This is a genomic window from Kitasatospora sp. NPDC058046 (assembly GCF_042885595.1).
Taxonomy (GTDB): Bacteria; Actinomycetota; Actinomycetes; order Streptomycetales; family Streptomycetaceae; genus Kitasatospora.
Window position 1 is genome coordinate 415,461 of record NZ_JBHVRS010000006.1, and the last position, 26,176, is coordinate 441,636.

Here is a 26,176-nt window from a genome sequence, read left to right on the forward strand (position 1 = left end):
GGAGCCGGCGGTCCTCGGGAGGCACCGGGAATCCGGTCGTCACGGGCGGGTGCACGGGCGTTCCTCCGGCAGGCGGCGGGCGGGGCGGGCAGGGAAGGCGAGGGGGCTGGGTTGCGGTGCGTATCGCCACGTGCACCATAAGTCACAGGTAGGTGGTTCGTCCGACGACTGATCGCCGTCGCTCCAAGCCGAGGAGGCGGGACATGGCGCCCCACCCTCACCCCGACCCCGCGAAGCCTCGTTCCGCACCTCGTCCGGGCCTCGCGGACACGACCTGTGTGATCACCGGAAGCGCGTCGGGCATCGGTCGCGCCGTCGCCCACGCCTTCGCCGGCGCGGGAGCCCACGCCGTCCTGGTGGACCGGGACTCCGACGGGCTGCGCCGGGTCGCCGGAGAACTCGGCCCGGCGGCCTCCGTGGTGGTGGGTGACATCTCGCGGCACGCGGACTGCCTGGAGGCCGCGCGGGCGGCCGAGGGGACGGCGCTGCCGGTCCGGTCGCTGGTCAACTGCGCGGCGAGCTTCCTGGCCCTCGGCGAGGGCGCCGGCCCGGCGGACTGGGACCGGAGCCTGGGCGTGAACGTCAAGGGCAGCGCGATGATGACGTCGGCGCTGGCCCCCCTGCTGCGCAGGGCGGGAGGGGCCTCGGTGGTCAACGTCGCGTCCGTCTCGGGGCACATCGCCCAGCCCCGCCAGTGGACGTACAGCGCCGGCAAGGGGGCGCTGCTCGCGCTGACCCGCTGCCAGGCGCTCGACCTGGCGGACGACGGCATCCGGGTCAACAGCGTCTCGCCGGGCCTGATCTGGACCCCGGAGACCGACCGGATGACCGGCGGCGATCGGGCGCGCTGGGGCCCCGTGCTCGGCGACCACCACATCCTGCGGCGAGTGGGGCAGCCGGAGGAGGTCGCGGCCGTCGTGCTGTTCCTCTGCGGGCCCGGCGCGTCGTTCATCACCGGCGCCGACCTGCCGGTCGACGGCGGCTACCTGGCGATGGGCCACAGCAGGTCGGAACCCGAGGTGCTGCCGGGGCGCAGGGACGACCGGGCCCACGCCCGGCACGTGGACGGGACGCCCGCATGATGCACGCCGTACTGGCGACCGGCAATCCCCGCAAGGCCGCCGAGATCGTCGAACTGCTCCACGGGGTCCTGGAGTTGCTGCCCCGGCCCGGGTGGCTTCCCGAGATCGTCGAGGACGGGACGACGGTCGAGGAGAACGCCTACCTCAAGGCCTCCGCGGTGGCCCTCGCGACCCGCCTGCCCGCGGTGGCCGACGACACCGTGATGGAGGTGGACGCCCTGGGCCTCGCTCCCGGGCTGTTCTCGGCCCGCTACGCCGGTGAGGGCGCGGGCGACGCCGCGAACGTGGCCAAGGTGCTCGCCGAGATGGCGGGTGTCGCCGCCCCGGGCCGGGGAGCCCGGGTGCGCACCGTGGCGCTGCTCTGCTACCCGGACGGACGGCGGGTGGTCAGCGAAGGGGTCGCCCGGGGCCGGATCACCGAACGCCCGCTCGGCGACCGCGGGTTCGGCTACGACACCGTGTTCGTGCCCGACGACGGCGACGGACGCACGCTCGGCCAGATGACCGCGGACGAGAAGGCCCGGCTGTACTGCCGGGGGCGGGCGTTCCGCGGCCTGGCCGCCTCCCTGAAGAGCGCGGCATGCCGGTCGCGCTAGAGCTCGGCGGACACGCGACGGTCCTGATCCGGGCGGACGCCTTCACCCTGCTCTGCGACCCCCACCTGCACGACAGCTACCGCGGCGGCCTCCTCGGCTTCGCCCCCGCCCGACGCGTCCTGCCGCACGCGCTGCCCCGGCCCGACGCGGTGTGGATCTCCCACTCCCACCGCGACCACTTCGACCTCGCCTCCCTGGCCCGGCTCGACCGGGCGCTGCCGGTCCTGCACCCCGACGACCCGAGGATCGCGCACGCCCTCCATCGGCTGGGCTTCCGCGACACCGTCGTGGTGCGCGACTGGACGGCGTTTAGCCCCCGCCGGGGCGTCGAACTGACGTGGACGCCCTCGACGATGGCCGTCCCCGAGCACGGGCTCTCGGTCCGCACCCGGGACGCCTTCGTCTGGCACATGGTCGACAGCCTGGTCACGCCCGCGTGGGTGCGGCGGGTGCTCGCCGACGGACCACCGCCGGACGTCCTGCTGGCTCCCTGCCAGCCGATCGAGGAGACCCGCAGTGTGGAGGGCGTCCCACCCGGGGTGGACCCGGACTGGTCCGATCCGCTGACGGCGCTGATGGCACAGGTCCGCCCCGCGCACGTGGTCCCGCTGCCGGAGGGGCAGTACGGGCTGGGCGAGGCGGCCTGGCTCAACGGGCACAAGTTCCCCGTACCGCCCCGTCTGGTCGACCGGGCGCTGCGCGCGGACGACCCGGACCGCCGGGTGCTGCGCCCCGGCCCGGGAGACCGGCTCACCGTGACGGGAGGGACCGTGCGGTGGGAGGAGGCCGCCGTGGAGTGGGTACGCGCCACCGACGAGCCACGCGACCGCAGCTACCGTCCGGGAAGCTGGATCGGCCGGCTGGCCGCGGGCCCCGGTCCCGCCGCCGAGGGCGGCCGGAGCGCACCGGACGGCCACAGCGGAGCGGCGGCACTGGACCGGCTGTTCCCCGGGCTCCCGGGGCTCCCCGGGGCTGACGCCCCCTCCGGCCGGGTGACGGTGCCCGGCCTGCCCGAGCTCGCCGCGGCCGCCCGGGGCCGGCTGCGCGCCACCGCGTACCGCTTCGTCACGGTGGGCGCCGGCGCGGAGCCGCTCGCGGAGCGGACCGTACGGCTGGGCGTCGACGGCACGCTGTCCGCCCTGCCCTCGGAGAGCGTGCCGGACGTCGAACTGGCGGTCTCCGTCCGGGATCTGGACGACCTGCTCGACGGGCGCCTGGGCTACTCCGCGGCGCAGTACGGAGGGCGGCTGCGCGAGGTGCGGCCCGGGCCGGCGGCCGATCCCGACGCCGGCCCCGCCGTTGTCACCAGCCGGCATGACCCGGTCCCCGCCACCGGGGCGGTAATGCTGTCGGGCATCGGGCTGTTCGCGATCCTGCTGCGCGCCCGGCTCGGTTCGGCGCTGGTGGAGCTGGACCACGAGCTCGACGCCCGGCTCCCGGACCGTCCGGTGCCTTCGGTGCTTCCGGTGCTTCCGCCCTCCGCGCCGCCGGCCCGTACCCTTCCCCCGGTCGTCCGGCCGCAGTCGCGGGCCGGGGAGCAGCCGCCCCGGCTCTGGCCGCGCGTCGCTCGTTGCCTGGCGCGGGGCGAGGACCCGTCCGCCGCGTCCGGGACGTTCACCGATGCCGGTCGCACGCACTACCTCGGTGTGCTCGGGCGCGGCGAGTGGCCCGCGCCCGGGCCCGGGCCGGACGACGGCACGGGGCTGCTCGTGCTGACGAGCCTGCTGGACGCCCAACCCCACCTCGGTGGCGGGGTGCGGTTCCCGGACTCCTCCTACCGGCGGTTGCTGGCGAACATCGAGCGTTCTCCCGTCCGCCGGTGGCGGGTAGCCGCGGCGCTTCCCCCCGGGGTACGGGTGCCCCGGTGGCGTGCGGCCTCGCTGTTCCCCGTCTCGGCCGAGCGGCTCCGTACCGACCTGGCCCGCCGGGGCTGGGACGGCGAACTGCTCGGCCCCGTCGCTCCCGACCCCGCCGTGACCGGCGGAGCCGAGCGCTGCTGGTGGCTCGGCGTGCCCCCGTTGGAGGGGCCGTCCGACGGCCGGCGGGTCCTGGTCCTCCGGGAGTCGCCCGGGTGCCGGCTCCACGGCCTGGTCGAGGCCGCCCCCGGGCCGGAGGACCCGGCAGTGGAACAGCCCGACTTCCGCGTGCGGGCGGCGCTGTCCCGCCCGTCGGCGCCACCGGACGCCGTCCTGCACGCACTGCTCGGCGGTGACGTGCGGTTCTCCTGGCTGCTGCCGCCCCGGGAGACCGTACGGAAGGCCGGACGGACCGTGGACCCGGTCGCCTTCGCGGAGCGGGTCGCCCTGCTCGCCCTCGCGGAACTGGCCCGCCGGGCGTACCCGAGGACCGGGCCGCCACCGGCCGGCACCGGCTGACCCCGACCGCCCCCGGCCGTCTCCGGCCGTCTCCGACCGACCTCAAGGACCGTGATGCTCACCGAACTACCGCCCCGGCACCGCCCGGACCACCTCCGCGCCGCGTGCGTCATCCTCGACGGGCAGGACCGGGTCCTGCTCACCGAACCGCGGTCGGCCGACGAGCGGCCCGGCCTGCCCTGGGCCGTCGTGCCACCGGGCAGCACCGCTCGGGAGACCGCCGCGGACGTGGCCCGCCACGCCTGCCGACAGCGCGTGGCCGCGGCCCGGCTGCGCTACCTCACCGAACTCCACCTCCCGCCCGGCCCCCACGGGGAGGCGCCCCACGACCTGCGGGTGTTCGTCCACCGGTACGCGGGCGCCTCCCGGCGTACCGCACCCGGCCCGGACCTGCGCTGGAGCCCGCCGCAGTCCGGTACCGGGGAGGGCCTTGGACTCGACGCGGCATCCGCGTACTGCGTCGGCGAGTTGCTGCGGCACCGCCCCGACGACGCCGCGGACGACGGCGGGATCCGTGCCGTGGCCGAGATCGAGGACGAGGCGCGGCGGCTGATCGATCCGGTCCCCGCGCTGTGGCGCAGGGACGGAGCGGCCCGCGTGGTGGTCATCGGCCCGCCCGCCGTCGGCAAGAGCACCCTGCTGAAGCGGCACACCGCCCGCGCCCCGGACACCGAGCACGTGCGGGACATCGTCCCGGTGCGCCGGGACCGGGGCCCGGGCCCGGACAACTACCTGACCCGCTACCTGCGCGGGGACGACGCCTCGGGGTTCTTCTGCCAGATGGAGACCCTGCTGCTGCGGGTCCTGCAGAACCTCCGCACCGGCGAGAGCGGCGTCATGGACCAGGACGTGCACAGCTCGCTGGCCTACGCCAAGGCGCTCCGGCTGAGCGGCGCCCTGAGCGCCCAGCAGTACGAGACGTACTACCGCTACCACCACCTGATCACCTCCGCGCTGCCGCCGCCCGAGGCGGTGGTCCACCTGACCGCCCGTACCGACGTGCTGATGCGCCGGCTGCGCCGCCGCGACCGCGTCCTGGAGCGCTCGTTCACCAACTCCTACGTGTCCCTGGTGGCCCAGTGCTTCGAGGACGTGGCCGAGGAGCTCGCCCCGCGGATCCCCGTCCACCACCTCGACACCTCCGAGCTGAACCCCGACCAGGTGCTGGCGCGCTTCGAGGAGCTGCTCCCCGCGCGCGCCGGCTCCGCCGACCGAAGGACCGACCGACATGACCAAGCCCAAGGCTGACTGGCGCAATCCGGGACCCGCCCCGACCGGCGGCCCGCTCATCGACACGTTCGGCCGGGTCGGCGGCGACCTCCGGATCTCCGTGATCGACAAGTGCAATCTACGGTGCACCTACTGCATGCCGGCCGAGGGGCTGCCCTGGCTGGAGAAGGAGGAGCTCCTCACCGTCGACGAGATCGACCGGCTCGCCCGGCTCTTCCACTCCCTCGGGGTGCGCGACTTCAAGATCACCGGCGGGGAGCCGACCGTCCGCCGGGAACTGCCCGAGATCGTGGCCCGGGTGTGCGCGCTGGAGGGGGTGGACGTCTCCATCACCACCAACGGGCTGCTGCTGGACCGCCTGGCCCGGCCCTTGCGGGAGGCGGGGCTGCGCAGGATCACGGTGTCCTGCGACTCCCTGATGAGGCACCGCTACGCCGAGATGACCCGTCGGGACGCCTTCGACAAGGTGACCGCGGGGCTGGAGGCGGCCCGCGAGGCCGGATTCGACCCGATCAAGATCAACTGTGTGGTGATCCGCGGCAGCAACGAGGACGAGGCCGTCGACTTCGCCCGCCTGGCGCGGGAAGGCGGCTACGACGTGCGCTTCATCGAGTACATGCCGCTGGACGCGGAGCGGACCTGGGAGCGGGAGAAGGTCGTCCCGGCCGCCGAGACGCTGGCGGCGGTCTCCGCGGCCTACGACCTGGCCCCCGTCGTCCAGGACGCGCCGCAGCCGGCCACCTCCTTCCGCTTCGCCGACGGGGCCCCGGGGGTCCTGGGCTTCATCCCCTCGGTGACGAAGCCCTTCTGCGACAGCTGCAACCGCATGCGGACCACGGCCGAAGGAGCCTTCCGCGTCTGCCTGTTCGCGCTGGAGGAGACCGACCTGCGCACCGCGCTCCGCTCCGGTGCCGACGACGCCGAACTGGAACGGCTGGTCCGCGAGGCGCTGTGGCACAAGTGGCCCGGACACAAGATCAACCACCCCGACTTCGTCCGGCCCGACCGCAGCATGTCGATGATCGGCGGCTGAAGCCGTGAACGGCCGTGTGGTCTCCTTCACCTGGGGCCGGGGGCTGGGCCACGTCTCCCGCCAGATCGCCGTCCACCGCGAACTGCGCGGGCTGGGCCGGGACTCCCTGCTGCTGACCGAACGGCCCCAACGGCTGATCGAGGACTACGGCTTCGCCCAGACCGTCCTGCCCACCGACGCCGACAGCCTGGTCGGCGAGCCACTGCACGGGACCGGCCCCGCGGTGGACCACGGTCTCGCCCGGGCCATGGTCGCCTGGGTGCTGCGGCCGGACGACGTGGTGCTGCACGACGTGACGGTGCAGCGGGAACTGTACGACCAGGCCGCCCGGCTGGGCTGCCCCCAGTTCCTGGTGCACCGCTTCCAGCGCAACCGCCCCGACCCGCCCCACTGGGTCTCCCGCCACACGCCCGCCATCGGCACGATCTACCTGCTGGGCGAGCCCGGACCGGAGGAGACCGTCCACGGGGTGCGCGTGCTGGGGGTGCCCCACGTCGTCCGACCGCTGCTCGACGACCGGTCGCCCTGGCCCGAGGACACCCGCGCCCTCCGGGTCGCGGTGGTGGCCGGCGGCGGCGGGCACGACGACGCGCCCGGATTCCTCACGGCCGCGCTGCACGGCATCCGCGCGTTCACGCGCCGGCGCCCCGCCTCCGCCGGCGTCGACGTCCTGGTGCTCACCGGCCCGCACTTCGACGGATCCGTCCTCGTGCCACCCGGCCTGCCCGGGCCGGTACGGGTCCGCCCGTACCTGGGGCCGTCGTACGACGTGTACCGGCACGCCGACGCCGCGATCACCCACGCCGGGTACAACACCGTGCAGGAACTGGTCCGTTCCGGCCTGCCGGTGGTGGCCGTCCCCGGCGTCCGCGACTTCGACGACCAACGCGTCCACCTGAAGGCCGCCGATAGCCCCAATGTGGTGGTCGCCGACGCCGAGGAGCACGTCATCGCCCGGGCCCTGGCCGAAGCCCTCAACGGCCCGTCCGGCACCCGGGCCCGGCCGGCCGCCACCCCCGCCCGACAGGCGGACGGCGCCGCCCGGATCGCCCGCGACCTGGTCGCCGCCACCTCCCGCGGCAGCGGCGCGGGGTCACCGTGACACCCGGACACCGCCCCCGCTCGACACGGTCGATGTCGAGCTGACCACCGAATCCTGCCCTCAGTGGAGTTGATCTTCCTCGGCTTCGGGAGGATGCCCCGTGGCAGCCGTGCACGTGACCGTGTGGGACGACCGCGACCGGGCCGGCGGAGGCCGCACGCCCAGGGACCCGCCGCCGTCAACGCCGCCCTGCGGGAGTTCTGGGGCCGACCCGGTTCCGCACCGGCTACCGGTCCCGCCCCGCGGCCGCGGGCCTACCAGCCGACTTGCGGACTGCCGGACCAGGGGCGGTGATAGGAGGGGGAAGAACAGCGAACCCGCCCGCGGGCCGTCCGGCCCAGGAGGAACCATGTCGCACCACAAGTCGAACAAGGACGTCGAGGGCGACCCCGACACCGGCCACGGCCGCGGCCTGCCGCGACGCCCCGACGAGGCCGAGCTCGAGGAGCGCACCGAGGAGGACCGCGAGGAGGTCGGCCTGGCGCCCGACACCGACGAAAACGACGAGGCCGGCAGATAGGAGCAGGGCCCGGTGAGCCGCCCGCCCCGGTGGCCGTCGGCGTCCTGCTCACGCTCCCGGCCGACCGACGCGCTCGGGCGTCGGTCGGCCGGGCGGAACCGCGGGATCAGAAGGTGAGGTTCCAGGCGTCGATCGTGCCGGTGTCGCCGGAGGCGCCGTCCTTCACGCGGAGCTTCCAGGTGCCGTTCGCCGCGCTCGCGGAGGCGTTGACGGTGTAGGTCTTGGCGACGTTGTCGGTGCTGTCGCTGTTCGGGAAGTCCTCCAGGAGGTAGACCGTGCCGCCGGGCGCGACCAGGGAGATAACGAGGTCGCCGCGGTAGGTGTGCTTGATGTCCACGCCGACCTTGAGCGTCGCCGGGGCGTTGCCGGTGACGCCGGTGACGGTGATCGGGCTCTCCACCGTGGTGTTGTCGGGGATCGCCACGTCGGCGGTGTTCTCGAAGTACGTGCCGGTGGGCTGGGTGGCGCCGCCGACCGCCTTCAGCGCGTCGACCTGGCCCTCGCCGAAGAAGGAGTTGTCGGCGGTGGTGCCGGTGCAGCGGCTGTCGGAGGCGGGGCAGGCCAGGTCGTTGGCCTGGCTCGCCAGCCGGGCCCGGATGTCGGCCGGGGTGAGCGAGGGGTTGCTGCTCGCGATCAGCGCGGCCACCCCGGTGACGTGCGGGGAGGCCATCGAAGTGCCGCTCTTGGTGCCGTACTTGCCGCCGGGCAGGGTCGAGTAGACGCCGGTGGCACCGTCACCGCCGGGCGCCGCGACGTCGATGACGCCCCGGCCGAAGTTGGAGTAGGAGGCCTTGCCGCTGCCGCTGCCCGTGGCCGCGACGGTCACCACGCCGGGGAGTTCGGTGGGGATGTCGATGCAGGCGTTGGTGATCGTCCGGGTGACCTTGGTGGAGTCGTTCGGGCTCTCGGTGTCGGTGGTCTTGTTGGCCAGGTCGTAGTTGGCGTTGCCGGCCGCCGCGACCTGCAGCGAGCCCTTGCCCTCGGCGTACTCCTGGGCGCGCTTGACGCCCTCGATGATGGCCGCCTGGTCGAGGTCGTTCGGGCAGTTGAACTGCCAGGGGTCGGTGTAGTAGCTGTTGTTGGTGACCTTGAAGCCGTGGTCGCCGGCCCAGACGAAGCCGCAGACGGTGTTCTCGGCGTAGAACAGGGTGCTGGTCGGCTCGGCGATCCGGACCGAGGCGATCTTCACGCCCGGTGCGACACCGATGACGCCCTTGCCGTTCTTCGCGGCCGCGATGGTGCCGGCGACGTGGGTGCCGTGGGTGTCCACGTCCCGCCAGGCGCCGGTGCGGGCGTCGGGCTTGCCGTAGGCGCAGGAGACCGAGTCGGCGGCGTCGAAGTTCGGCGCGAGATCCTGGTGCTGGTCGTCCACGCCGGTGTCGAGCACGCCGACCTTGACGGACGGCGAGCCGGTGCTGACGCTCCAGGCCTGGTCGGCCTTGATCTGCGTCATGTCCCAGCGGTTGGACTCGGTGAGCGTGGTGGTCGCCTGCGCCGGGTTGGCGGGCAGCGCCGGGCTGTAGGCGTCGGCCGGCACGTCGGAGGTGCGGGTCGCGCCGACCTGCTGGATGCCGGTGACGGTGCGCAGCGCGGCGGCGAAGCCAGCGCTGGTGGAGTGGGCGACGATGACGCCGATCTGGTCGTAACTCGAGAAGACCGTACCGCCCTTGGCCGCGACGGCTGCCTTGGCGGCGGCGATGTCGGCGGGGGCGCTGATCACCAGGTAGGCACGGGTGCCGGCGGCCCACCCCGCCGCGCTGCCCGCGGCGGCGGGAACGGCGGGGGCCTGGGCGGCGGGGGCCTGCGTGGCGGGCGCTTGTGCCGCGGGCGCGGAGACGGCGCCGGGGACGGTGGGGGTGGGGGTCGTGGTGGCGGCGGTCGCGAACGCGGTGGGGGTGGCGAGCGCCATGGCCGAGAGCACGGCGAGGGCTGCGGCCGGGCGGCCGAGCCGCCGGGGTATCAGGGGTGACACGTATCCTCCGATTCAGACCGTACGTGAGGGGGATCGCACGGGAATTGAGGGAAACATGCCAGATTTAGCAGGAGTTGGGGAAGACTTTACGCCCGGCGACTTTCCACGGAAGCGTTACGTTTTGATGTCACGGGGCCTCCGGCACCCATCGGGGTGTCATCAGGCGAGCGGCAGCATCATGAGGGGCCGCCCGGTGGGGTGGTCCGATCCGCCGGACGGTTCCTCGGTCACGCCGACCCCGCCGGCGCCGCCGATGCTCCCGGTGAGCAGCAACTGCCCGTCGCCGGCCCGCAGCAGGCCGGCCGGCCTCATCGTGCCGCCATCGTCGAACCACAGCTCGTAGGCACGCCCCCGCGGCGGGACGGGCATGCCGGTGACGAGGAACGCGGCCTGCCCGCGGCCGGCCGACCACACGACCGTGGCGGCGGCCGGGCCGGAGACCGCAGTGGAGGTGCGCACGTCCGGAGCGGACAGCAGGCTCGCGACGGCCGCCTGCTGGTCGCGCAGCCGGCTCGCCTGGGCCTGGGCCCGGCCCGCCTCACCGTGCTGTCGCACCGCGATGGCACCGGCCCCCGCGGCCAGGGCCAGGCACGCCGCCAGGAGCACCCTGGGCCACTGCCGTGCCAGGCTCGACGTGTACCGCGGTCGCGCCGCCGCGGGCCCGGCCGTCGACCGGAGCTGGCGGACGTGGCCGATGCCCCGCATCACCCGCGCCTTGAGCTCCTGCGGCGGCTCCACCGATTCGGCGGCCCCGAGCCGCGCCAGGGTCACCTGGAACTCGGAGACCTCCCGCGCGCAGGCCGGGCACTGGGCGAGGTGGCGCTCGAACGCGACGCGGTCCCCGTCCGGCAACGCGTCCGCCGCGTACGCACCGGTGAGGGTGTGCGCATCGGGTACCGCATTCATGATCCCACTCCCAGGCAGTCGCGCAGGCGGATCAGGCCGTCCCGCATCCGGGTCTTGACGGTGCCGAGCGGGATGCCCAACAGCTGGGCGACCTCGGGGTAGGTGTGCCCCCGGTAGTACGCCAGGGTGACCGATTCACGCTGCAGTTCCGTCAGCGACCGCAGGCAGCGGCGGACCTGCTCGCGCTCCAGCCGGCCCTCGACCTGCTCGACGACCTCGTCGAACGCGGGAACACGTGCCCGGGCGGCCGCCCTCTGGTCCCGGTCGGTGGCGGCCTGCGCGGCCCGGACCCGGTCCACCGCTCGTCGGTGGGCCACCGTCAGCACCCAGGCCATCACCTCTCCGCGCTGCGGCTCGTACCGGTCCGCGGTGCGCCACAGCTCGAACATCACCTCCTGGGTGACCTCCTCCGACTGCGACGGATCCCGCAGCACCCGCAGCACGAGGCCCAGCACCGGGCCGGCCACCGCGTCGTACAGCCGGGCGAACGCCTCCTGGTCGCCGAACGCCGTCCTGGCGACCAGTTCCTTCAGATCCGGGCCGCGAAAGCGGGGAGCGGGAAGGTACACGACGGCGCTCACCCCCGCCTCCCTCCGCGGCCGTTGTCGGATCCGGCCGGCTGCGACCGTCCGGGCCTGCCGTGCGAACGGTAGCAATGCATGAGGGCCTCCTGGGCCGAGCGGCGGGCAGGACCGGTCGATCGGCACCGGTCGGGATGGGGCGCGCGCCCGCCGGGGCCGGGGGGTGTCGGTCCGGATCGCCGGGCACGCGCCTGCTGAGGGGGTCAGACGGTGAGCAGGGTGGGTGCGGCGGCCTTGTCGGTCGGCAGGAAGTCGTCCGGGACGGGGTACCGGCCGAGCACGAAGTTGAGGATCGCGGCGTGCATGGCCTCGACGGGGGCGATACCGGCAGCGGTGGCGATGCCGGCGGGACTGGCGACGTTGCAGGCCGCGAAGAGGTACGTCTGGGCCGCCTGGTCCTCCAGCCGGAGGGCGAGCTCGGCAACGTCGCCGACGGAGGCGGCCTTGCCCAGCGCGGCCAGCGTCTCCGGCTGGTTGGAGAGCGGCACGCCGGTGATCGCGGGCAGGCCGGCACCGGTGAGGACCGCGTTCCAGGCCTTGGCGTGGTCGGCGTGCTGGGCCATCGCGGCGGTCACGAACGTCGCCACCGCCAGGGGGACGGCACCGAGCCTGCCCGCCTTCGCGGCGTCGAGTGCGGCCTGGTAGGCACCGACGGCCTGGTTCTCCAGCGCGGTGGCCAGGGCCACCACCTTCAGATCGCCGGTGTACCTCCCGGACGCCTGGGCCGAAGCCGGCGTGGTGGAGGCTCCGCTGCCGGGGACCGGGTTGGTGCGGCTCCGGCTGCTGGAGCACGCGGTCAGGACGAGGCCGGCGGCGGCCCCACCCGCTCCGAGCAGGAAGCGGCGGCGGCCCACGTCGACCCGCCCGGTGGCGCGGATGTCCGCGACCAGCTCGCGGGCGGTCGCCCGCATGGCCGGGAGGGTGGCCCGGTGGGCCTCGTTCATCTCCCGGGTCAGACGGGTGAGTTCGGCCTCGCCGACGGCGGGCTCCCAGGTACGGTCGGCAGTCACTTCACAGCCCCTTCGGCGATCGGGGAGGCGTTCTCGGTCGTCTGGAAGGCGTCGGGGAAGCCCACGCTTCCGGCCGCGGCGGGCAGCTTCGCCGGGTCGACCGGGATGGTCACCAGGTCGGCGGCGTCGCCCGCCAGCAGCGCCTGCACGGCCAGCAGGACGGCGCGGTGCTGGGCCTCGACCGGGGCGACGGAGGCGAAGAGCCTGCGCAGGTCCGCGCTGCCCACCTGGCCGACGTTCCTGGTGTAGGTCTGCGCGGCGACGTCCTCCAGGGTGATGGCGAGCTTCACCACGTCCGCCGGGGTCCTGAGGGTGGGCAGCGCCTGGTCGACGACGGCCTTGTACTTCGGGTCGGGGTCGTTCTGCGCCTTGCCGCCGGCGGCGGTCGCGGCGGTGTTGAAGGCCTTGGCGTGGGCCTGGTGCTGCTCGGTGGTCCTGGCGATGAACGCGGCCACCGTCCGGTTGCCGTCCTTGATGAACGGCAGGCCCGCGGCGGCCCGGTAGACGGCCACGGCCAGGTTCTCGATCGACGCGGCGGTCTGCAGCGCCCGGATGTCGCCCCCGGAGGCCGTCGCCGACGGGGAGGCCGCCGCCCGGGTCAGGCCGGCCAGGCCGACCGCTCCCGCCAGGCCCGCGAGCGCCGTGCCACGCTGCCACCAGCGGCGCGCGGGCTCGGCGCCCTGCTCGAAGTCGGTCAGCGCGGTGCGGGTGACCCGCAGCGCGTCACTGTTCAAGTCCTCTGACTGCTCGGCGAGTTCTTCCAGCAGCCGGGTGTCGATGTGCTCGCTGGCCATCATGTCCCGTCTCGGCTCGTCGGCCCGGCCGAATGCCGGACCGCTTCCTCCCGGCCTTCGGCGCCTCCCCGGCCCCGGCTTGGTCACAGGGCCGGATGGGCCCGTAGTTCACCTGTGAGGGTGAACCACCAGGGCGAGGTGGACAGCGTGCGCCAGCCCCTATCCCGACTGCCGGCCACTCGATCCACCGAGGCCTCAGGGATCCGTCGGGGGCGGCCTTCGACCTGAGGTGGAGTCCTCCGGACGGGAAGATGGGTCCCGGGGCGGAGATGCTCCGGACCTGAGGTGGACGCCTCGCAATGCTGCCGACTGACACTCTGTCAACTGTCTTTGTTGTGACGGGTGTTGATCGCATCCGTCGGTCGACTTCGGGAGGACGACATGGCGGACGAGGCAGCAGTACCGAGTCCTCGGACGATCCGGTCGAAGGGTCGACGGTGGCGGCGCCCGGTCGGGCGGTCGGCGATCGTCGCGCTCGCAGGCGCGGGCCTGCTGGCGGCCTTGGCCCCGGCCGCCGGCGCGGCGGACAGCCCGGCGGCGCCCCACCGGGTGACGGCGGGCGGTGAGCGGACGGCGGACGGAGCGGCCCTGGACGCGGTGGTCCGGGCCATGGTGCGGGATGGCGGGGCGGCGGCGACGCTGGCCCGCGTCCGGGAGAACGGCTCCACGGTCTGGAAGGGTGCGGCCGGCGTGGCCGACCTGGCCACCGGTGCGCCCGCCGATCCGGACGGCCGGTTCCGGATCGGCAGCGTCACCAAGACCTTCGTCGCGACGGTGGTCCTCCAACTGGTCGCGGAACACCGGATCGGCCTCGACGACTCCGTCGAGAGCCGCCTGCCGGGCGTGGTGCCGAACGGCGCCGGCATCACCGTGCGCCAACTGCTCAACCACACCAGCGGCATCCACGACTTCACCGAGGACCCGGCGTTCGACGCGAGCAACGAGGAGACACTGCGGCAGTGGCTGGCGGGTGGGCGCTGGACGTCCTACCGGCCGCAGCAGCTCGTGGACATCGCCAACAAGTACCCGCCGTACTTCGCCCCCGGTCAGGGCTGGCACTACTCCAACACCGACTACGTGCTCATCAGCATGATCATCGAGCGCCTCACCGGGCGCAGTTGGGCGCAGGAGGTGGACCGCCGCATCATCCGGCCACTGGGCCTGACGGGCACCTCGATGCCCCTCTACTCGCCCTTCATCCCCGGCTCCCACGCGCACGGCTACTACAAGCTCCCCACCGGCCCCGCCGACGTGACGCTGCTCAACCCGTCGATGGCGTCCGCCGCCGGGGCGGGCATCTCCACCACCGCGGACCTCACCCGCTTCATCGCCGCCCTGCTCGGCGGGCAGCTGCTCGGCCCGGCCGAACTCGCCGCGATGAAGGACACCAGCGGCCCGAACGCGGCCGCCGGCTACGGCCTCGGGCTCCAGCGGTTGACCACACCCTGCGGCGAGTTCTGGGGACACGACGGCGGCATCCCCGGCTACAACACCCTGCTGGTCGGCGAGGTCACCGGCAAGCGGCAGTTCGCCACCTCGATCAACCGGTACGACCTGTCGGACCATGCCGCGATGCTGAGGACCTCCAACGCCCTGTACTCCGCGGGCACTTGCGGCGGCGGCCCGTCGGCCTCCTCGCCGTCGGCGGTCCCGTCCGACGCCGCCGCGACACCGTACTCCGCCGGACCGCTCGCCTGAGCGTTTCGACGCACTGAAGGCCGCTCCCGGTCACGCGAAATTCACAGCCCGGGGTCTACTCGCATAGACAACGATGGGGCATCCTGGTCCGATGCCGGCGCTCGAAGCCCGTCGCCCCCCGTTTCCCGGGAGCGGCGGGCGGTGGCGCCGGAGGGATCGGTCGGCCCTCGTGCCGGAGCACTGTCGCGTCACAGCACTGCGTACGACCCCTACGTCCGGGCCGGTTCCGTCGGCCCGGCGCCGGACCTCCCGCCCTCCCAGCGAGGCGCGGCAGGAGGGCGGGGGTCGAGTCGGATGCACACCATCCTCACCGGGAGATGCAGATGAAGCCACGCACCGCAGCCACCGTCGTCGCCCTGGCCCTGGCCGGCCTCGCCCTCTCGGCGCCCACGGCCGGCGCCAGCGGCACCAAGCTGTCGCAGTCCGCGGCCGCCGGCCAGTTCAGCGGCGCCGGCATCACGTGGAGTTCCAGCGGGGGCTGCACCACCAGGTCCAACTCCACCTGCACCTCGTTCGACCAGATCAACTCGGGCACGGTCAGCGCCGTCATCACCCTCAAGCAGGCCAGCGGCTGCGCCATCAACATCACGGGCGGCACCGAGGTGGGCCACGCCTCCGGCACCTACAGCCACTACAACGGCTACAAGGTCGACATCGCCCGCAGCTCCTGCATCGACAGCTACGTCCAGAACAGCTTCACCTACATCGGCCTCCGGGGCGACGGCTACCCGCAGTGGCAGGCCGCGTCGGGCAACCTGTACTGCAACGAGGGCAGCCACTGGGACGTCCTCATCTACTGACGCCGCCCCTGGGCCTTCCCCGGGATCTTTCCGGACCAGGACACGGCGCCGTGACGGGGACCGAGGACCCGTCACGGCGCCGGACCATGCCGAGGAACGCACCCTCGGCCTCACCGTCGCCGACAGGCTGCCGAGGGTCCAGGGCCTGTCCGCACCATGGCACTTGACCGCCCCGCCCGTCCGCGCCCCGTGCGGACGGGCGGGGCGGCGCGCGTCACGGGGCGGTCCGCCGGCCGGCCGCTTCGCGGACGCGGGCACGCAGCCAGCGGTGGGCCGGGTCGTCGTCGTGGCGAGGGTGCCACAGCATGCTGACGCGCAGCGGCTTCACGTCCAACGGCACCGGGAAGGCAACCAGTTCGAGCGGGTCGGCCAGACGGCCGGCCAGGGCTGCCGGCACGATCCCGACCAGGTCGCCGGCGGCTACCAGGCGCAGCGCCGTGGCGAAGCCGGGCACGGAGGCCGCGACGCTACGCCGCACGCCCTCGGCCTCCAGCAGCCTGTCGACCGCGGTGCGCAGGCTGCCGTGACGGGAGACCACGACGTGCTCCCACGCCGCGAAGCGGGCCGCCGTGACCTCGCCGCGGCTCAGCGGGTGACCGGCGCGGACCACGCCGAGCAGCGGCTCGCGGACCAGCCCTTCCGAGCGGAGGTCGGCCTCCTTGGAGGCGTTGACCGCGATCGCTACATCCGCGGTGCCCTCGCGCACCGCCGCGCCTTCGTCGGCCGCCCGCCCTTCGCCGAGGAGGCGCAGCTGGACGCCGGGGGCTTCGGCGCGTACGAGGGCCAGCAGGTCCGTACCGAAGCACCCGGTCAGGTCCTCGGGTGCCAGAACGGTGAAGCTGCGGCACCAGGCGGCTGGCGCGTCCTCCTCCGCGGGCCCCAGCAGGTTCCGGGCGTCCTCGACCAGGGCTCGTACCCGCGGACGCAGCGCCAGCGCGTGCGCGGTCGGCTTCAGTCCGCGGCTGGAGCGCACCAGCAGGGGATCGCCGAAGGCGGTCCGCAGCCGGCCCAGGGCCCTGCTGACGGCCGGTGCCGACAGGTCCAGCCGGCGGGCCGCCGCGGTGACGCTGCCCTCCTCCAGTACGGCGTCGAGGATGACGAGGAGGTTGAGGTCGAGGGACGTGACTTTCACCAAGTGAAAATAGCACTTGCATTCTTTTCACTGGTCGCAATCCGCGACCGCTCCTAGGGTCGTGAGCACCGCCGCAGGATGCGGTCCCGGACGCCCCGGACGCACGGTCCGAAACCCCCCGCGTACGAGGGGAGACGGCGGCCGCAGCAGCCCGAGAACGGGCCCGGACACGACATCCCGGACACGACATCCCGGACACGACATCAAGGAGCACCACCCATGACGGACGACACGATGGACGACCCGGTCGAGCTGGTCGCGCTTGGCAGCCGGGCGCTGGCCGCCGCCGGGCACGGTGACATGGTGTGGGGACACCTGGCGGTCCGCGACCCGGACGGGCGCGGCGTGTGGATGAAGTCGGCCGGCTGGGGCCTGGAGGAGATCACTCCCGAGCGCGTCCTGCTCGTCTCGTGGACCGGCGAGCGGTTGGCGGGAACCGGACGCGTCCACCTCGAACACCACCTCCACACCGAACTCATGCGGGCCCGTCCCGACATGCGCGCCAGCGTCCACACCCACTCCCCGACGGTCAACGCCTTCTGCGCGCTCGGTGAACCGCTCCGCGCGCTCAGCCACGACGCCGTCGTCTTCGCCGAGCACGGCCTGCCCCGGTACACCGCCACCGACAACCTCGTCCGCACCCCCGGGCTGGGCCGCGCGCTCGCGGCCGACCTCGGCGGCGCCCGCGCCTGCCTGATGCCCGGACACGGCCTGGCGGCGGTCGGTCGGGACACCGCCCACGCGGTCATGTACGCGATCCTGCTCGAACGGGCCTGCCGGACCCAGCTCACCGCCCGCGCCGCGGGCGAGCTCCGGCACTGGACCGGCCATCAGGAATGCCTGGAGAAGGACGCGGTGGCCTGGCCCGACAGCCAGATCGACGCCGGCTGGCGGTACTGGCTACGCCGAGCCGCACTCCTCCAGGCCCACTGACCCTTCCCCGTTCTCGGAAAACGCCCACGCGGAAGGAACCCCGCACGTGAACACCCACGCCTCCCCGACACCCGTCCCGCCGATACCCGCCCCGCCGACCGCGCCCGCCGCCGGGACCGCCGCCACTCCCGGGGCGGGCGCCCCGGGCAGCAGACGGCGGATCGGCACCTGGGCGGTCGCCGGCGCCTTCTGGGCCGTCACGGCCGGGACGACGGTGCCCACCCCGCTCTACCCGCTGTACGAGCGCGCCTTCGGTTTCTCACCGCTGGCCGTGACCGTGGCCTTCGCGGTCTACGCGCTGGCCGTGGTCGCGGGACTGCTGGCGCTCGGCGGGCTCTCCGACCGGTACGGCCGCCGTCCGGTCGCCGCCGCGGCGCTGCTCACCGCCCTGGCGGCCGCCGTCGTGTTCCTCCTCGCCGAGAACCTGGCCGCCCTCCTGGTCGGACGGGTGCTGTCCGGGCTGGCCGCCGCGCTCATCACCGGGACCGCCACCGCCCACCTGGCCGAACTGGCGCCCGCCGACGGCCGGTTCCGTGCCGGGCGGCTGGCGCTCGCCGCGAACATGGGCGGCCTGGCCTGCGGCCCGCTGCTCGCGGCCGTGCTCGCCGACACCACCGACTGGCCGCTGCGAGCCGCCTGGGTCGCCGCCGCGGCTCTGCTGACGGCAGCCCTGGCCGCACTCGCCGTGGCCCCGGAGACCGTGACGCCGAGGGAGCGGGGAACCGGTTCGGTCGCCCGCGCGCCCCGCGTGCCCACCGCCCTCCGCAGGGAGTTCCGGCACGCCGCGCTCGCCGCTGGCGCGGGATTCGCCGTCCTCGGCGTGCTCACCGCGGTGACCGGGCTGTTCCTGGCCGAAGTCGCGCACCTCCACGACCTCCTGGCCACCGCGGCAACCGTCTCCCTCGCTTTCGCCTGCACCGGCACGGGCCAGCTCCTGGCCGCACGACTGGGGCGCGCCGCCCTGCCCGCGGCGTGCGCCGGGCTGATCGTCGCGGCCGGGCTGATCGCCGCCGCCGTGGCGGCCTCCTCCCTCCTGCCGCTGCTCGGCTCGGGGCTGACGGTCGGCCTGGCGACCGGCGTCGCGGTCGGCCACGGGATCGCGCTCATCGGCGCGCGCACCCCGCCCGGGACCCGCAGCCGTACCGTCTCGGCCTTCTTCGCCGCCCTGTACACCATGCTGGCCCTGCCGGCCGTTGGCGTCGGCGCGCTGATCGGCGCCGTCGGACTGCGCACCGCCACCACCGTCTTCGCCACCGCGGTCGCCGCCCTGGCCGCCGCCGTCCTCCTGACCCAGCGGGCACCCGCCCGCCGGTGACTCCCCGGAGAACGGGCCGGCCGGCCCCCGGAACGCGCCGGCAGGCGATGAGACGGTCCCGCAGCCGCCAGGAGCTCGCTCACCGGCGAGACGGCGACAGCCCGCGTGAACCGTTCGTGGGCAGCCGGCCGTATCCACCGATGAGGTGGGCCACCGAATGGTGTCCCCTCGTCAGTTCCGGCTCCGTTCAGCCGTGTTGGCTGAGTGCGGCGACAGCACGGCACGGGGCCGCGCTCCCCCGCGCTCCACCACTTTTCGCCGCCCATAGATTTCGGAGAAACCCTCTTGCGCACCAGCAGGTTCACCTCGGTCACCCTGGCCGGCGCCATGACGCTGGCGGCTCTCGCCGTCGGCGTCGGCCCGGCGGTCGCCGCCCCGTCCGACCCGGTCGACCCGGCCTCCGTCACCGTCTCCCCGGGGGACCAGGACGTGGAGGTCTTCGCCGAGGACGGTGCCATCAGCCGGACCAAGGTCCCTGCCGCCTCCCCCTTCGTCGGCGCGCCGGTCATGAACGCGGCCGGCGCCGCGGCGGACGGTACCGTGACGAAGATCGTCAACAACGGGAGCACGGACAGCAAGCTGGACGTGGTCATGATCGGCGACGGCTACACGGCCTCGGAGCAGGACAAGTTCCGCAAGGACGCCGCGGCGAAGTGGAAGGACATCAGCGCCGTCGAGCCCTACGCCACCTACCGCAAGCTGTTCAACGTGTGGGCCGTGGGCGCCGTCTCCGCCCAGTCGGGCGTCTCCGGCGACCCGAAGCAGGACACCGTCCGCAAGACCGCCCTCGGCTCGCGCTTCTGGTGCAACTCCATCGAGCGGCTGCTGTGCGTGGACATCAAGGCCGTCGACACCTACGCCGCCAAGGCCCCGCAGGCCGACCTCGTGATCGTCGTCGCCAACACCGCCAAGTACGGCGGCGCCGGCTACGGCAGCACCCAGTCGCCGCTCGGGTACGAGGGCATCGCCACCGTCGCGGGCGGCAACAGCGCGTCCGGCCAGATAGCCGTGCACGAGACCGGCCACTCGCTGGGCAAGCTCGCGGACGAGTACTGGGCCGACGGGGCGGGGCCCTACCAGGGCGCGGAACCCCCGCAGCCCAACATCACCACCCTGAGCGCCGACCGGATGCGCCAGGACAAGGCCAAGTGGTACCGCTGGCTCGGGAAGACCTCGCCCGACGGCGGCACCGTCGGCGCGTACCAGGGCGGCAGCAACTACCCGACCGGCCTCAACCGGCCGACCGACAACTCCGTGATGCGCTCCCTCGGGCGGGAGTTCAACCTCCCCGGCCGCGAGGCGATGATCGCCGGCTTCTACCGGCACGCCTCCACCCTCTCCAGCAGCACGCCGGTCACCACCCGCCTGACCGCGACCGACCACCTCACCGTCGACCTCCCGGTCTCCGGCACCAAGCTGCGCTGGTACCTCGACGGCAAGGAGGTGACGGCCCTGCGCGACCACAAGTCGATCGCCGTCTCCGACCTCGGCCCCACCGGCTCCAAGCCCGCGTCCCACGAGCTCAAGGCCGTGGCGAACGACCCCACCTCGGCCGTCATCGACCCGGCCCTGACCCCGGCGCTGACCCGCAGCCTGGTCTGGAGCGTCACCCGCTGACCACGGGCGTGGACCCTCACGGCCGCGCCGGCGAGGGTCCACGCCGGCCTGGTCCGACGCGACGTCACCCTTACTCCGGACGCCGGGTCGCCGTGTGCTTCCGTCGCTGGTGCCCGGCCGTGTTGTTCGAAAGGATGCTCAGGTGGCGAACTTGACCCGGATCTTCACGATGACCCGTACCAACTTCCGCTTGGCCGACCCGGTCGAGCGGTGGACCGCGCGTGCGACCTGGGCGGCGCTGACCGCGACGGGCTGGCTCGCGGTGATGTTCACGACCGTCTGGGGGGCCATGGTCGCCGGGGTTCCCATCGGTACCGTCAGGTGGCTGGCGGTCTTCCTCTCGCTGGCGGTCCCCGCCGTCTCGCTGATCGCCGTCACCTCCGAGGCCGGCGGGCGTACCGGCGCCCCGGCGCTGACGGTCGTTCTCCTGCTGGCGGCCGTCCTGCTCGTCATCGCCTTCGTCTGAGTCGAGGGGTGGCCCGCCCCCGGGCATCGCCTACGGGTGCCTCCCGCCCGGAGTGCACGCACCGGGGACCGCCCGGAGCCCGGTCGGCGCGTCGCGACGTTCGAGAGGCCGGTCGGCGAGCCCCCTCCCCCGAACCCCCTCCCCCGAGCCGGAACGCGGGGACGGGCAGGCCGCCCGCAACGCTCGGGCGGCCTGCCCGTCAGTCCCCGGTTTCCCCGGTTCGCGGCTATCCGAGGCCGCGGGCGTCCTGCTTCAGCGCGGTGTCCACGGTCAGCGCGGTCGCCACGACCAGGCTGAGCAGCGGGTCGGGGAGCGGGCGGTGGATCTGGAGAACGTAGTTGTCGGCCGTGGTGAACATCGTCTTCGCCAGGCCTTCCCAGGTCTTGGTGATCCGGGCGATCTCGGTGTCCGTCCCGTCGACGATGGAGAAGTTCCAGGCCCGCCAGTTCTCGGCCTTGATCGCGCCGACCTTCTGACCGCCGACCTCCAGCGAGAAGTTGATCTTCCCGATGGCGTTCTGCTGAACGATCTGGCCGACCTCCTGGCCGTCCGGACGCTGCACGATCACCCGCGACTTGATGAACTTCGCCGGACGGGTCAGCAGCAGCACCGGGGTGCCCTGCGCGTCGCGGATCTCCAGCTTGTGGGTCAGGTACTGGTCGATGGAGAAGAGCAGCCGCACCACCTTGCGCAGGCCGCTCTGGCCGACCTGGACCACCGAGCCCAGCGTGGCGCCCTGCTGGTCGAAGACCGAGTACTCGTTGGTCAGCTCGATCAGCTTGGCCTTCTGGTTCACCACCAGGACGGGCTCGGAGAAGAGGGTGCCGCCGCCACCGTAGACCGGTCCGACGCCCGCCTGCTGCCGTACCTGGCGCTGCACCTTGGCGGAGTCGCCGACCGCAGCGGTCGGCCCCCCGGGGAAACCGGGGATGTTCGTGTTCTGGGACATGCCCGGCAGGCTAGGGCCAATCCACTGTCAGCAGCGAGATCGTTTCGGATGCCCACTCGGCGCACCGGGGGCTCCGAGTCGCGAATTCGACCTGCGGATCGGCGTGTTGCGAACGAGGGCCGACCGACGACCGGCACGCGTGTGGCCGATGTCACATCCGCCGATCGATCACGGACGGCGGAAAAACCGTGCGACATCGAACGGAGCCGTACCCGTAGGCACGTACCTGTAGGCACGTACCCGTAGGCCGGTGCAGGCACCCGGCTCCCCGGCCTACGCCCCCCCCGGGCGCCTCACGCCGGGGCCGCGGCGACGCCGAGCCGCCACGCCTCGATGTCGCGGTAGTGGATCGGCCCGGGGCCGCGACCGATGTTGCTGCCGACGAGGTGGAGGCGTTCGGTCCGCCACGGCCGGCCCACGAACCCCGTGAGCCCGGCCGCCGCCAGCGGCACGCTGACGGAGTCGTCGCGGCGGGAGCGGGCCAGGGTGAGATGGGGGTTCAGCGGCCGCTCCCTGAAGTCGATCCCGCAGGACCTGGCGAGGTCCCGGACGTCGGCGGCGAGCCGGTGCAGTCCCTCCAGGTCACCGTCGACGCCGGTCCACAGCAGCCGCTGGTCGAAGTAGCCGCCGCCGCGCAGGCCCAGCCGCAGGGCGGGGCGCGACGGGGCCGCGACGGCCAGCGCCGACCGCAGCAGCGGCACCGCCGCGGACGACTGTTCGCCGAGGAAGGCCAGGGTGATGTGCCAGTCCTCGATCCGGTTCCACCGCAGCCGCGGGTAGCCGGCATAGGCGGGTCGCAGGGCCCGGGCCAGTTCGTCCTTGGCGTCGTCGGGCGGGGCGAGCGCCACGAAGACGCGCAGGGTCCGGGGTTCGGGGTGATCGTCCACGAGGGGGGAGGGTAGTCGACGGCCGGCGCCGCCCTCGACTCTCCCGTACGGGCCGGCCGGGCCCCGGTGCGGCGGCCCCGTCCGACCGCCGCACCGGGACGCCGTCAGGTCAGAGCACGACCTCCTTGAGGAGGCCGGTCGCGACGTCGAGGACGAAGCCGCGCACGGCGTCCGTGTGCGGGACGAAGGGACTGGTGCGGATCCGGGCGGCCGACTGGCGCACGTCCGTCTCCAGGTCGGCGAAGGCCTCGGCGGCCCACGGGGGCTTGACGCCGGTCTCCTCCCGGATCGACTCGCGGAAGGCGTCGTCGCCGAAGGTGAGCATGCCGCAGTCGGTGTGGTGGATCAGGATGATCTCCCGGGTCCCGAGCAGCCGCTGGCTGATCGCCAACGAGCGGATGGCGTCGTCGGTGGCCACCCCGCCGGCGTTGCGGATCACGTGCGAGTCGCCTTCGGCGAGGCCGAGCGCGCCGTACACGTTGAGCCGGGCGTCCATGCAGGCCAGGACGGCCGTGCGGCGGGCCGGCGGGAGCGGGAGCGGCCCGTCGAAGGCCGCGGCGTAGTCGGCGTTGTTGCGCAGGTAGTGGTCGGTGGCGGTGTCGGTCATGGTGGACGGCTGTCCTCTCGGTGCGGTCGGATCGTGGTCGGCCGGGACGCGCGGGAGCGCCCCGTCCCGCCCGCGGGTGCGTGCTGCGGGCAGCACGGAGCGGGCGGCACGGAGCAGCGGGTGAGCGCGTCCCGCCGGATGCGTCCGGAGCGCCGCTCGGAGGGTCCGTCGACCGGGGCGACGGCCGACCCTCACGGCGGCGGGGAGCGACGGCCGCCACGGCGGTGCCGTTCGGAACGGAGCGCAACGGAAGAGCGCAACGGAACGGCACGGCCGGGCGGCTGGAACGGGCGATCAGACGATGACCGGACAGCCTGTGGAGTGGATGCGGCCGAAGTCGATGTGACGACGGCGGACGAGCACGGTCATGCGGGCACCGTACTGCCCGCCGGAGCGCCCCCGCCCGGGATTCGCCCATTCTCCACTCCGCCGGGTGACCGCCTCCGTGGACAGCCGAGCTGCGGCGATCCCACACGTTCCCTCACGCCACATGCCGCCCTCTCGGACCGCGCCGGTCGACGCCGGGTTCTCGAGGAGCCGCCACCCGCCGCCGCGGTCCTCCTTCGAGAAGCGCGCGGCGAGATCGGGAACGTGGAGGAAGCAGGCCAGTGCGGTGGCGGCCTGGAAGGCGTCGATCGCACGCCGGCGAACCGCTTCCCTCACGGCAAACGGTGGCGAACCCAAGGATCGACACACCACCCTCGGATGACCACGTGATCGTGGAAACACAGGTGCGTGACGACGGATTCCCGCCCGCCCAGCAGGACGAAACTCCGCCGAAATACCCACCGACGTGCGCTAGTTGATGCGCCACCGCGCCCGGCCGTCGCCCTTTCTCCGGAACAGCGGCCGACGCACCGATCGACTCGACCCCGGAAACCTTCAGCAACCTCGCGAGCTTCGGCGAACACCACGGTGGTGTTCGCTGCTCCCCGGTGGATCGGATGCTCACGCCCCCGGAGCGGCACTCTTCCTGTGTTCTTCCTGTGCCCTTCCTGTATTTTTCCTGGTTTGGCAAATCCCTATCCTGCCATCACTTTCAGTGACTGGCCGCCATACTGACGGTCAGTCACTCTGACATTCGGGGCGCAGGGGGGATGTACGTGAACCGGACGAGGGTGATGAACCGGTCCTTTGCCGCCGTTTGGGTGAATCCATTGCAGGCCTATGCGATCGGTGGCCGAAACCGACGGGGATTCAGCCAGTTGGCATGCGATCCAGACAAAATCATTCCGCCCCGTCGATCCGCCTTCTCCGGCATTAGGATTCCTGCGGCATCAGGACAACTGTCCTGGTGAACACTGGCCCTGACGGGCCAGGAGATTGGGGAAGAAGAGGGGGAAATGGCGAACTCGCCAATGAGGGCAGGGTCGGCACGGCGCTCACGCGCCAGGATCCTGTCCGCCACGGCCATGATGCTGGCCGCGACCGTCATGGGGACGACGGTCGCCCAAGCACTTCCGTCCGACACGGCCCCGGAGCCGCTGCCGGCCAACTACCGCGCGCAGGTGGTCGAAGCCTGGCAGGGCGGCGGCACAGCGGTGAAGGACGCGGCCGCACGGGCACTGGTCGGCTCGGACGCCGACATCACCACGTTCTTGACCAGCACGCTGAGCCGTGCTCAGGCGTCGGACGAGCGCTTCGCCGTCATCAAGATGCTGAGCAGCACCGGCAAGGGCGTGCGCGACGCCGCGTCGAAGGCGCTGAGCGGGTCGGACGCCGACCTCCACGCGTTCGTCACCAGCGGCTGGCAGAACCCGATGATGGACGACCGCCGGGCGGCGATCGTCACCATCGTCGACGGCGCCGACGTCGCCGTCCGCACGGCCGGGACCAAGGCGCTCGGCGACGGCACCGCCGAGGCCATGGACGCCTTCCTGACCACCGGCCGGTTCAAGGCGCAGGAGGAGGACGACCGGGTCGCCGTCCTGCGGCTGATGGACGTCTACACCGGCCCGGAGTTCACCAAGCAGGCCGGCCGGGCGCTCAGCGGCACACCCGCCGACATCCGCGGGTTCCTGGAGAACGGCCAGCTCCTCGCCCAGGCGAGGGACCAGGAGACGCTCGACGTCAAGCAGCTCGCCCAGACCGCGAAGGACGCCACCAAGCGCGCCCTGGAGGAGACGGCCGCCGCCCAGGAGGCGGGCGCCCGGGCCGAGAAGGCCGCCGAGACGGCCAAGCAGGCCGCGCTGACGGCCGCGGACGAGGCTGCCAAGACCAAGGACGACGCCGAGAAGACGGGCGCCGCGGCCAACCGGGCCGCCGAGGCCGCCCAGGGTGCGGCGGAGGCCGCGAAGACCGCGATCGACGCCTCCAACACGGCGGTGGCGGCGGCCAAGACGGCTGCCACGGCGGCGCGTTCGGCCGCTTCGGCCGCGGCCGCCGCCGGCCAGGCCGCCAGCCGCGCGTACAACGCCGCTGCCGCCGCCGCGGGCGACCGGTCCCAGGCCAAGGCGGCGAGCGACGCCGCTGTGCTGGCGCGCAACGCCGCCGCCGGTGCGCGGGACGCGGCGTCGGCCGCCTCGTCCGCCGCCGACGCGAGCGCCCGGGCGGGCCAGGCCGGCTCCGCCG

24 protein-coding genes are annotated in these 26,176 nt (G+C 73.6%); 14 read left to right on the plus strand and 10 right to left on the minus strand.

Annotated features, from left to right (window positions below; all coding sequences use genetic code 11):
- Positions 1–278: 278 nt before the first annotated feature.
- From ACFVU7_RS16245 to ACFVU7_RS16275, 7 genes are all read left to right on the plus strand, one after another.
- The gene (locus tag ACFVU7_RS16245) at positions 279–1,082 is read left to right on the plus strand and encodes an SDR family oxidoreductase (protein WP_388045543.1); all 804 of its coding nucleotides are present in this window, start codon (positions 279–281) and stop codon (positions 1,080–1,082) included.
- Positions 1,079–1,678 (plus strand): non-canonical purine NTP pyrophosphatase, encoded by a 600-nt coding sequence (locus tag ACFVU7_RS16250; protein ID WP_387971405.1) that lies wholly within the window; start codon positions 1,079–1,081, stop codon positions 1,676–1,678. Before ACFVU7_RS16245 ends, ACFVU7_RS16250 begins: the two co-directional genes overlap by 4 nt.
- Positions 1,663–4,053 carry an MBL fold metallo-hydrolase gene (locus ACFVU7_RS16255; protein WP_388045546.1) on the plus strand — a complete coding sequence of 797 codons (2,391 nt, stop codon included), beginning with the start codon at positions 1,663–1,665 and terminating at the stop codon, positions 4,051–4,053. The genes ACFVU7_RS16250 and ACFVU7_RS16255 overlap by 16 nt, the downstream gene beginning before the upstream one ends.
- Positions 4,054–4,107: 54 nt before the next feature.
- On the plus strand, positions 4,108–5,301 hold the full coding sequence (locus tag ACFVU7_RS16260) for a deoxynucleoside kinase (protein ID WP_388045549.1): 1,194 nt from the start codon (positions 4,108–4,110) through the stop codon (positions 5,299–5,301).
- Positions 5,282–6,316 carry a GTP 3',8-cyclase MoaA gene (gene moaA / locus ACFVU7_RS16265; protein WP_049657070.1) on the plus strand — a complete coding sequence of 345 codons (1,035 nt, stop codon included), beginning with the start codon at positions 5,282–5,284 and terminating at the stop codon, positions 6,314–6,316. Before ACFVU7_RS16260 ends, moaA begins: the two co-directional genes overlap by 20 nt.
- 4 nt (positions 6,317–6,320) lie before the next feature.
- Positions 6,321–7,418, plus strand: coding sequence for a glycosyltransferase (locus tag ACFVU7_RS16270; RefSeq protein WP_388045551.1), 1,098 nt, complete (start codon positions 6,321–6,323; stop codon positions 7,416–7,418).
- A gap of 349 nt (positions 7,419–7,767) precedes the next feature.
- On the plus strand, positions 7,768–7,938 hold the full coding sequence (locus ACFVU7_RS16275) for a hypothetical protein (RefSeq protein ID WP_388045553.1): 171 nt from the start codon (positions 7,768–7,770) through the stop codon (positions 7,936–7,938).
- Positions 7,939–8,044: 106 nt separating this feature from the next.
- On the opposite strand, the gene ACFVU7_RS16280 is transcribed toward ACFVU7_RS16275, so the two are convergent.
- The 5 genes from ACFVU7_RS16280 to ACFVU7_RS16300 all read right to left on the minus strand — a co-directional run bounded on the left by ACFVU7_RS16280 (position 8,045) and on the right by ACFVU7_RS16300 (position 13,204).
- Positions 8,045–9,847: a S8 family serine peptidase gene (locus ACFVU7_RS16280; protein WP_388045590.1), complete on the minus strand. Its 1,803-nt coding sequence runs from the start codon at positions 9,845–9,847 to the stop codon at positions 8,045–8,047.
- Between the two features lie 222 nt (positions 9,848–10,069).
- Positions 10,070–10,816, minus strand: coding sequence for an anti-sigma factor domain-containing protein (locus tag ACFVU7_RS16285; protein ID WP_380781270.1), 747 nt, complete (start codon positions 10,814–10,816; stop codon positions 10,070–10,072).
- Positions 10,813–11,397, minus strand: a complete 585-nt coding sequence (gene sigK, locus ACFVU7_RS16290) for an ECF RNA polymerase sigma factor SigK (RefSeq protein ID WP_375872967.1) — start codon at positions 11,395–11,397, stop codon at positions 10,813–10,815. The genes ACFVU7_RS16285 and sigK overlap by 4 nt, the downstream gene beginning before the upstream one ends.
- 203 nt (positions 11,398–11,600) lie before the next feature.
- Positions 11,601–12,407 carry a ferritin-like domain-containing protein gene (locus ACFVU7_RS16295; protein WP_388045555.1) on the minus strand — a complete coding sequence of 269 codons (807 nt, stop codon included), beginning with the start codon at positions 12,405–12,407 and terminating at the stop codon, positions 11,601–11,603.
- Positions 12,404–13,204: a ferritin-like domain-containing protein gene (locus ACFVU7_RS16300; protein ID WP_388045556.1), complete on the minus strand. Its 801-nt coding sequence runs from the start codon at positions 13,202–13,204 to the stop codon at positions 12,404–12,406. Before ACFVU7_RS16300 ends, ACFVU7_RS16295 begins: the two co-directional genes overlap by 4 nt.
- 378 nt (positions 13,205–13,582) lie before the next feature.
- Here ACFVU7_RS16300 and ACFVU7_RS16305 point away from each other — a divergent pair, with 378 nt between their 5' ends.
- Together ACFVU7_RS16305 and ACFVU7_RS16310 are read left to right on the plus strand one after the other, a co-directional pair.
- Positions 13,583–14,899: a serine hydrolase domain-containing protein gene (locus ACFVU7_RS16305; RefSeq protein WP_388045558.1), complete on the plus strand. Its 1,317-nt coding sequence runs from the start codon at positions 13,583–13,585 to the stop codon at positions 14,897–14,899.
- A gap of 323 nt (positions 14,900–15,222) precedes the next feature.
- On the plus strand, positions 15,223–15,699 hold the full coding sequence (locus ACFVU7_RS16310; RefSeq protein ID WP_380781278.1) for a hypothetical protein: 477 nt from the start codon (positions 15,223–15,225) through the stop codon (positions 15,697–15,699).
- Between the two features lie 214 nt (positions 15,700–15,913).
- Here ACFVU7_RS16310 and ACFVU7_RS16315 read toward each other — a convergent pair whose 3' ends face one another.
- Positions 15,914–16,831 carry a LysR family transcriptional regulator gene (locus ACFVU7_RS16315; protein WP_388045560.1) on the minus strand — a complete coding sequence of 306 codons (918 nt, stop codon included), beginning with the start codon at positions 16,829–16,831 and terminating at the stop codon, positions 15,914–15,916.
- Positions 16,832–17,050: 219 nt separating this feature from the next.
- On the opposite strand from ACFVU7_RS16315, the gene ACFVU7_RS16320 reads away from it, so the two are divergent.
- From ACFVU7_RS16320 to ACFVU7_RS16335, 4 genes are all read left to right on the plus strand, one after another.
- Positions 17,051–17,764, plus strand: coding sequence for a class II aldolase/adducin family protein (locus ACFVU7_RS16320; protein ID WP_388045562.1), 714 nt, complete (start codon positions 17,051–17,053; stop codon positions 17,762–17,764).
- A gap of 46 nt (positions 17,765–17,810) precedes the next feature.
- A complete protein-coding gene (locus tag ACFVU7_RS16325; protein WP_388045564.1) occupies positions 17,811–19,079 on the plus strand; it encodes an MFS transporter in 1,269 nt (422 codons plus the stop codon).
- Between the two features lie 285 nt (positions 19,080–19,364).
- The gene (locus tag ACFVU7_RS16330) at positions 19,365–20,696 is read left to right on the plus strand and encodes a M64 family metallopeptidase (RefSeq protein ID WP_388045566.1); all 1,332 of its coding nucleotides are present in this window, start codon (positions 19,365–19,367) and stop codon (positions 20,694–20,696) included.
- A 142-nt stretch (positions 20,697–20,838) separates the two neighbouring features.
- Positions 20,839–21,162: a hypothetical protein gene (locus ACFVU7_RS16335; RefSeq protein ID WP_388045567.1), complete on the plus strand. Its 324-nt coding sequence runs from the start codon at positions 20,839–20,841 to the stop codon at positions 21,160–21,162.
- A gap of 226 nt (positions 21,163–21,388) precedes the next feature.
- On the opposite strand, the gene ACFVU7_RS16340 is transcribed toward ACFVU7_RS16335, so the two are convergent.
- From ACFVU7_RS16340 to ACFVU7_RS16355, 4 genes are all read right to left on the minus strand, one after another.
- Positions 21,389–22,111 carry an LURP-one-related/scramblase family protein gene (locus ACFVU7_RS16340; RefSeq protein ID WP_079272189.1) on the minus strand — a complete coding sequence of 241 codons (723 nt, stop codon included), beginning with the start codon at positions 22,109–22,111 and terminating at the stop codon, positions 21,389–21,391.
- A gap of 293 nt (positions 22,112–22,404) precedes the next feature.
- Complete coding sequence (gene thpR, locus ACFVU7_RS16345; protein ID WP_388045569.1) at positions 22,405–22,998, minus strand: RNA 2',3'-cyclic phosphodiesterase; 594 nt, start codon at positions 22,996–22,998, stop codon at positions 22,405–22,407.
- A 109-nt stretch (positions 22,999–23,107) separates the two neighbouring features.
- Positions 23,108–23,605 carry a carbonic anhydrase gene (locus tag ACFVU7_RS16350; protein WP_074002869.1) on the minus strand — a complete coding sequence of 166 codons (498 nt, stop codon included), beginning with the start codon at positions 23,603–23,605 and terminating at the stop codon, positions 23,108–23,110.
- Between the two features lie 294 nt (positions 23,606–23,899).
- The gene (locus tag ACFVU7_RS16355; protein WP_388045571.1) at positions 23,900–24,289 is read right to left on the minus strand and encodes a hypothetical protein; all 390 of its coding nucleotides are present in this window, start codon (positions 24,287–24,289) and stop codon (positions 23,900–23,902) included.
- A gap of 728 nt (positions 24,290–25,017) precedes the next feature.
- Between ACFVU7_RS16355 and ACFVU7_RS16360 the strand changes: the two genes are divergently transcribed.
- Positions 25,018–26,176, plus strand: a 1,159-nt coding sequence (locus tag ACFVU7_RS16360) for an ALF repeat-containing protein (RefSeq protein WP_388045572.1), incomplete at its 3' end; no start/stop codon positions are given.

What these genes read in the sequence shown, in the direction of transcription:
- ACFVU7_RS16250 (WP_387971405.1), top strand. Translation starts at nt 1,079, where the DNA reads ATGATGCACGCCGTACTGGCGACCGGCAATCCCCGCAAGGCCGCCGAG.
- ACFVU7_RS16255 (WP_388045546.1), top strand. Translation starts at nt 1,663, where the DNA reads ATGCCGGTCGCGCTAGAGCTCGGCGGACACGCGACGGTCCTGATCCGG.
- ACFVU7_RS16260 (WP_388045549.1), top strand. Translation starts at nt 4,108, where the DNA reads ATGCTCACCGAACTACCGCCCCGGCACCGCCCGGACCACCTCCGCGCC.
- moaA (WP_049657070.1), top strand. Translation starts at nt 5,282, where the DNA reads ATGACCAAGCCCAAGGCTGACTGGCGCAATCCGGGACCCGCCCCGACC.
- ACFVU7_RS16275 (WP_388045553.1), top strand. Translation starts at nt 7,768, where the DNA reads ATGTCGCACCACAAGTCGAACAAGGACGTCGAGGGCGACCCCGACACC.
- ACFVU7_RS16280 (WP_388045590.1), bottom strand. Translation starts at nt 9,847, where the DNA reads ATGGCGCTCGCCACCCCCACCGCGTTCGCGACCGCCGCCACCACGACC.
- ACFVU7_RS16285 (WP_380781270.1), bottom strand. Translation starts at nt 10,816, where the DNA reads ATGAATGCGGTACCCGATGCGCACACCCTCACCGGTGCGTACGCGGCG.
- ACFVU7_RS16300 (WP_388045556.1), bottom strand. Translation starts at nt 13,204, where the DNA reads ATGATGGCCAGCGAGCACATCGACACCCGGCTGCTGGAAGAACTCGCC.
- ACFVU7_RS16305 (WP_388045558.1), top strand. Translation starts at nt 13,583, where the DNA reads ATGGCGGACGAGGCAGCAGTACCGAGTCCTCGGACGATCCGGTCGAAG.
- ACFVU7_RS16310 (WP_380781278.1), top strand. Translation starts at nt 15,223, where the DNA reads ATGAAGCCACGCACCGCAGCCACCGTCGTCGCCCTGGCCCTGGCCGGC.
- ACFVU7_RS16320 (WP_388045562.1), top strand. Translation starts at nt 17,051, where the DNA reads ATGACGGACGACACGATGGACGACCCGGTCGAGCTGGTCGCGCTTGGC.
- ACFVU7_RS16340 (WP_079272189.1), bottom strand. Translation starts at nt 22,111, where the DNA reads ATGTCCCAGAACACGAACATCCCCGGTTTCCCCGGGGGGCCGACCGCT.
- ACFVU7_RS16350 (WP_074002869.1), bottom strand. Translation starts at nt 23,605, where the DNA reads ATGACCGACACCGCCACCGACCACTACCTGCGCAACAACGCCGACTAC.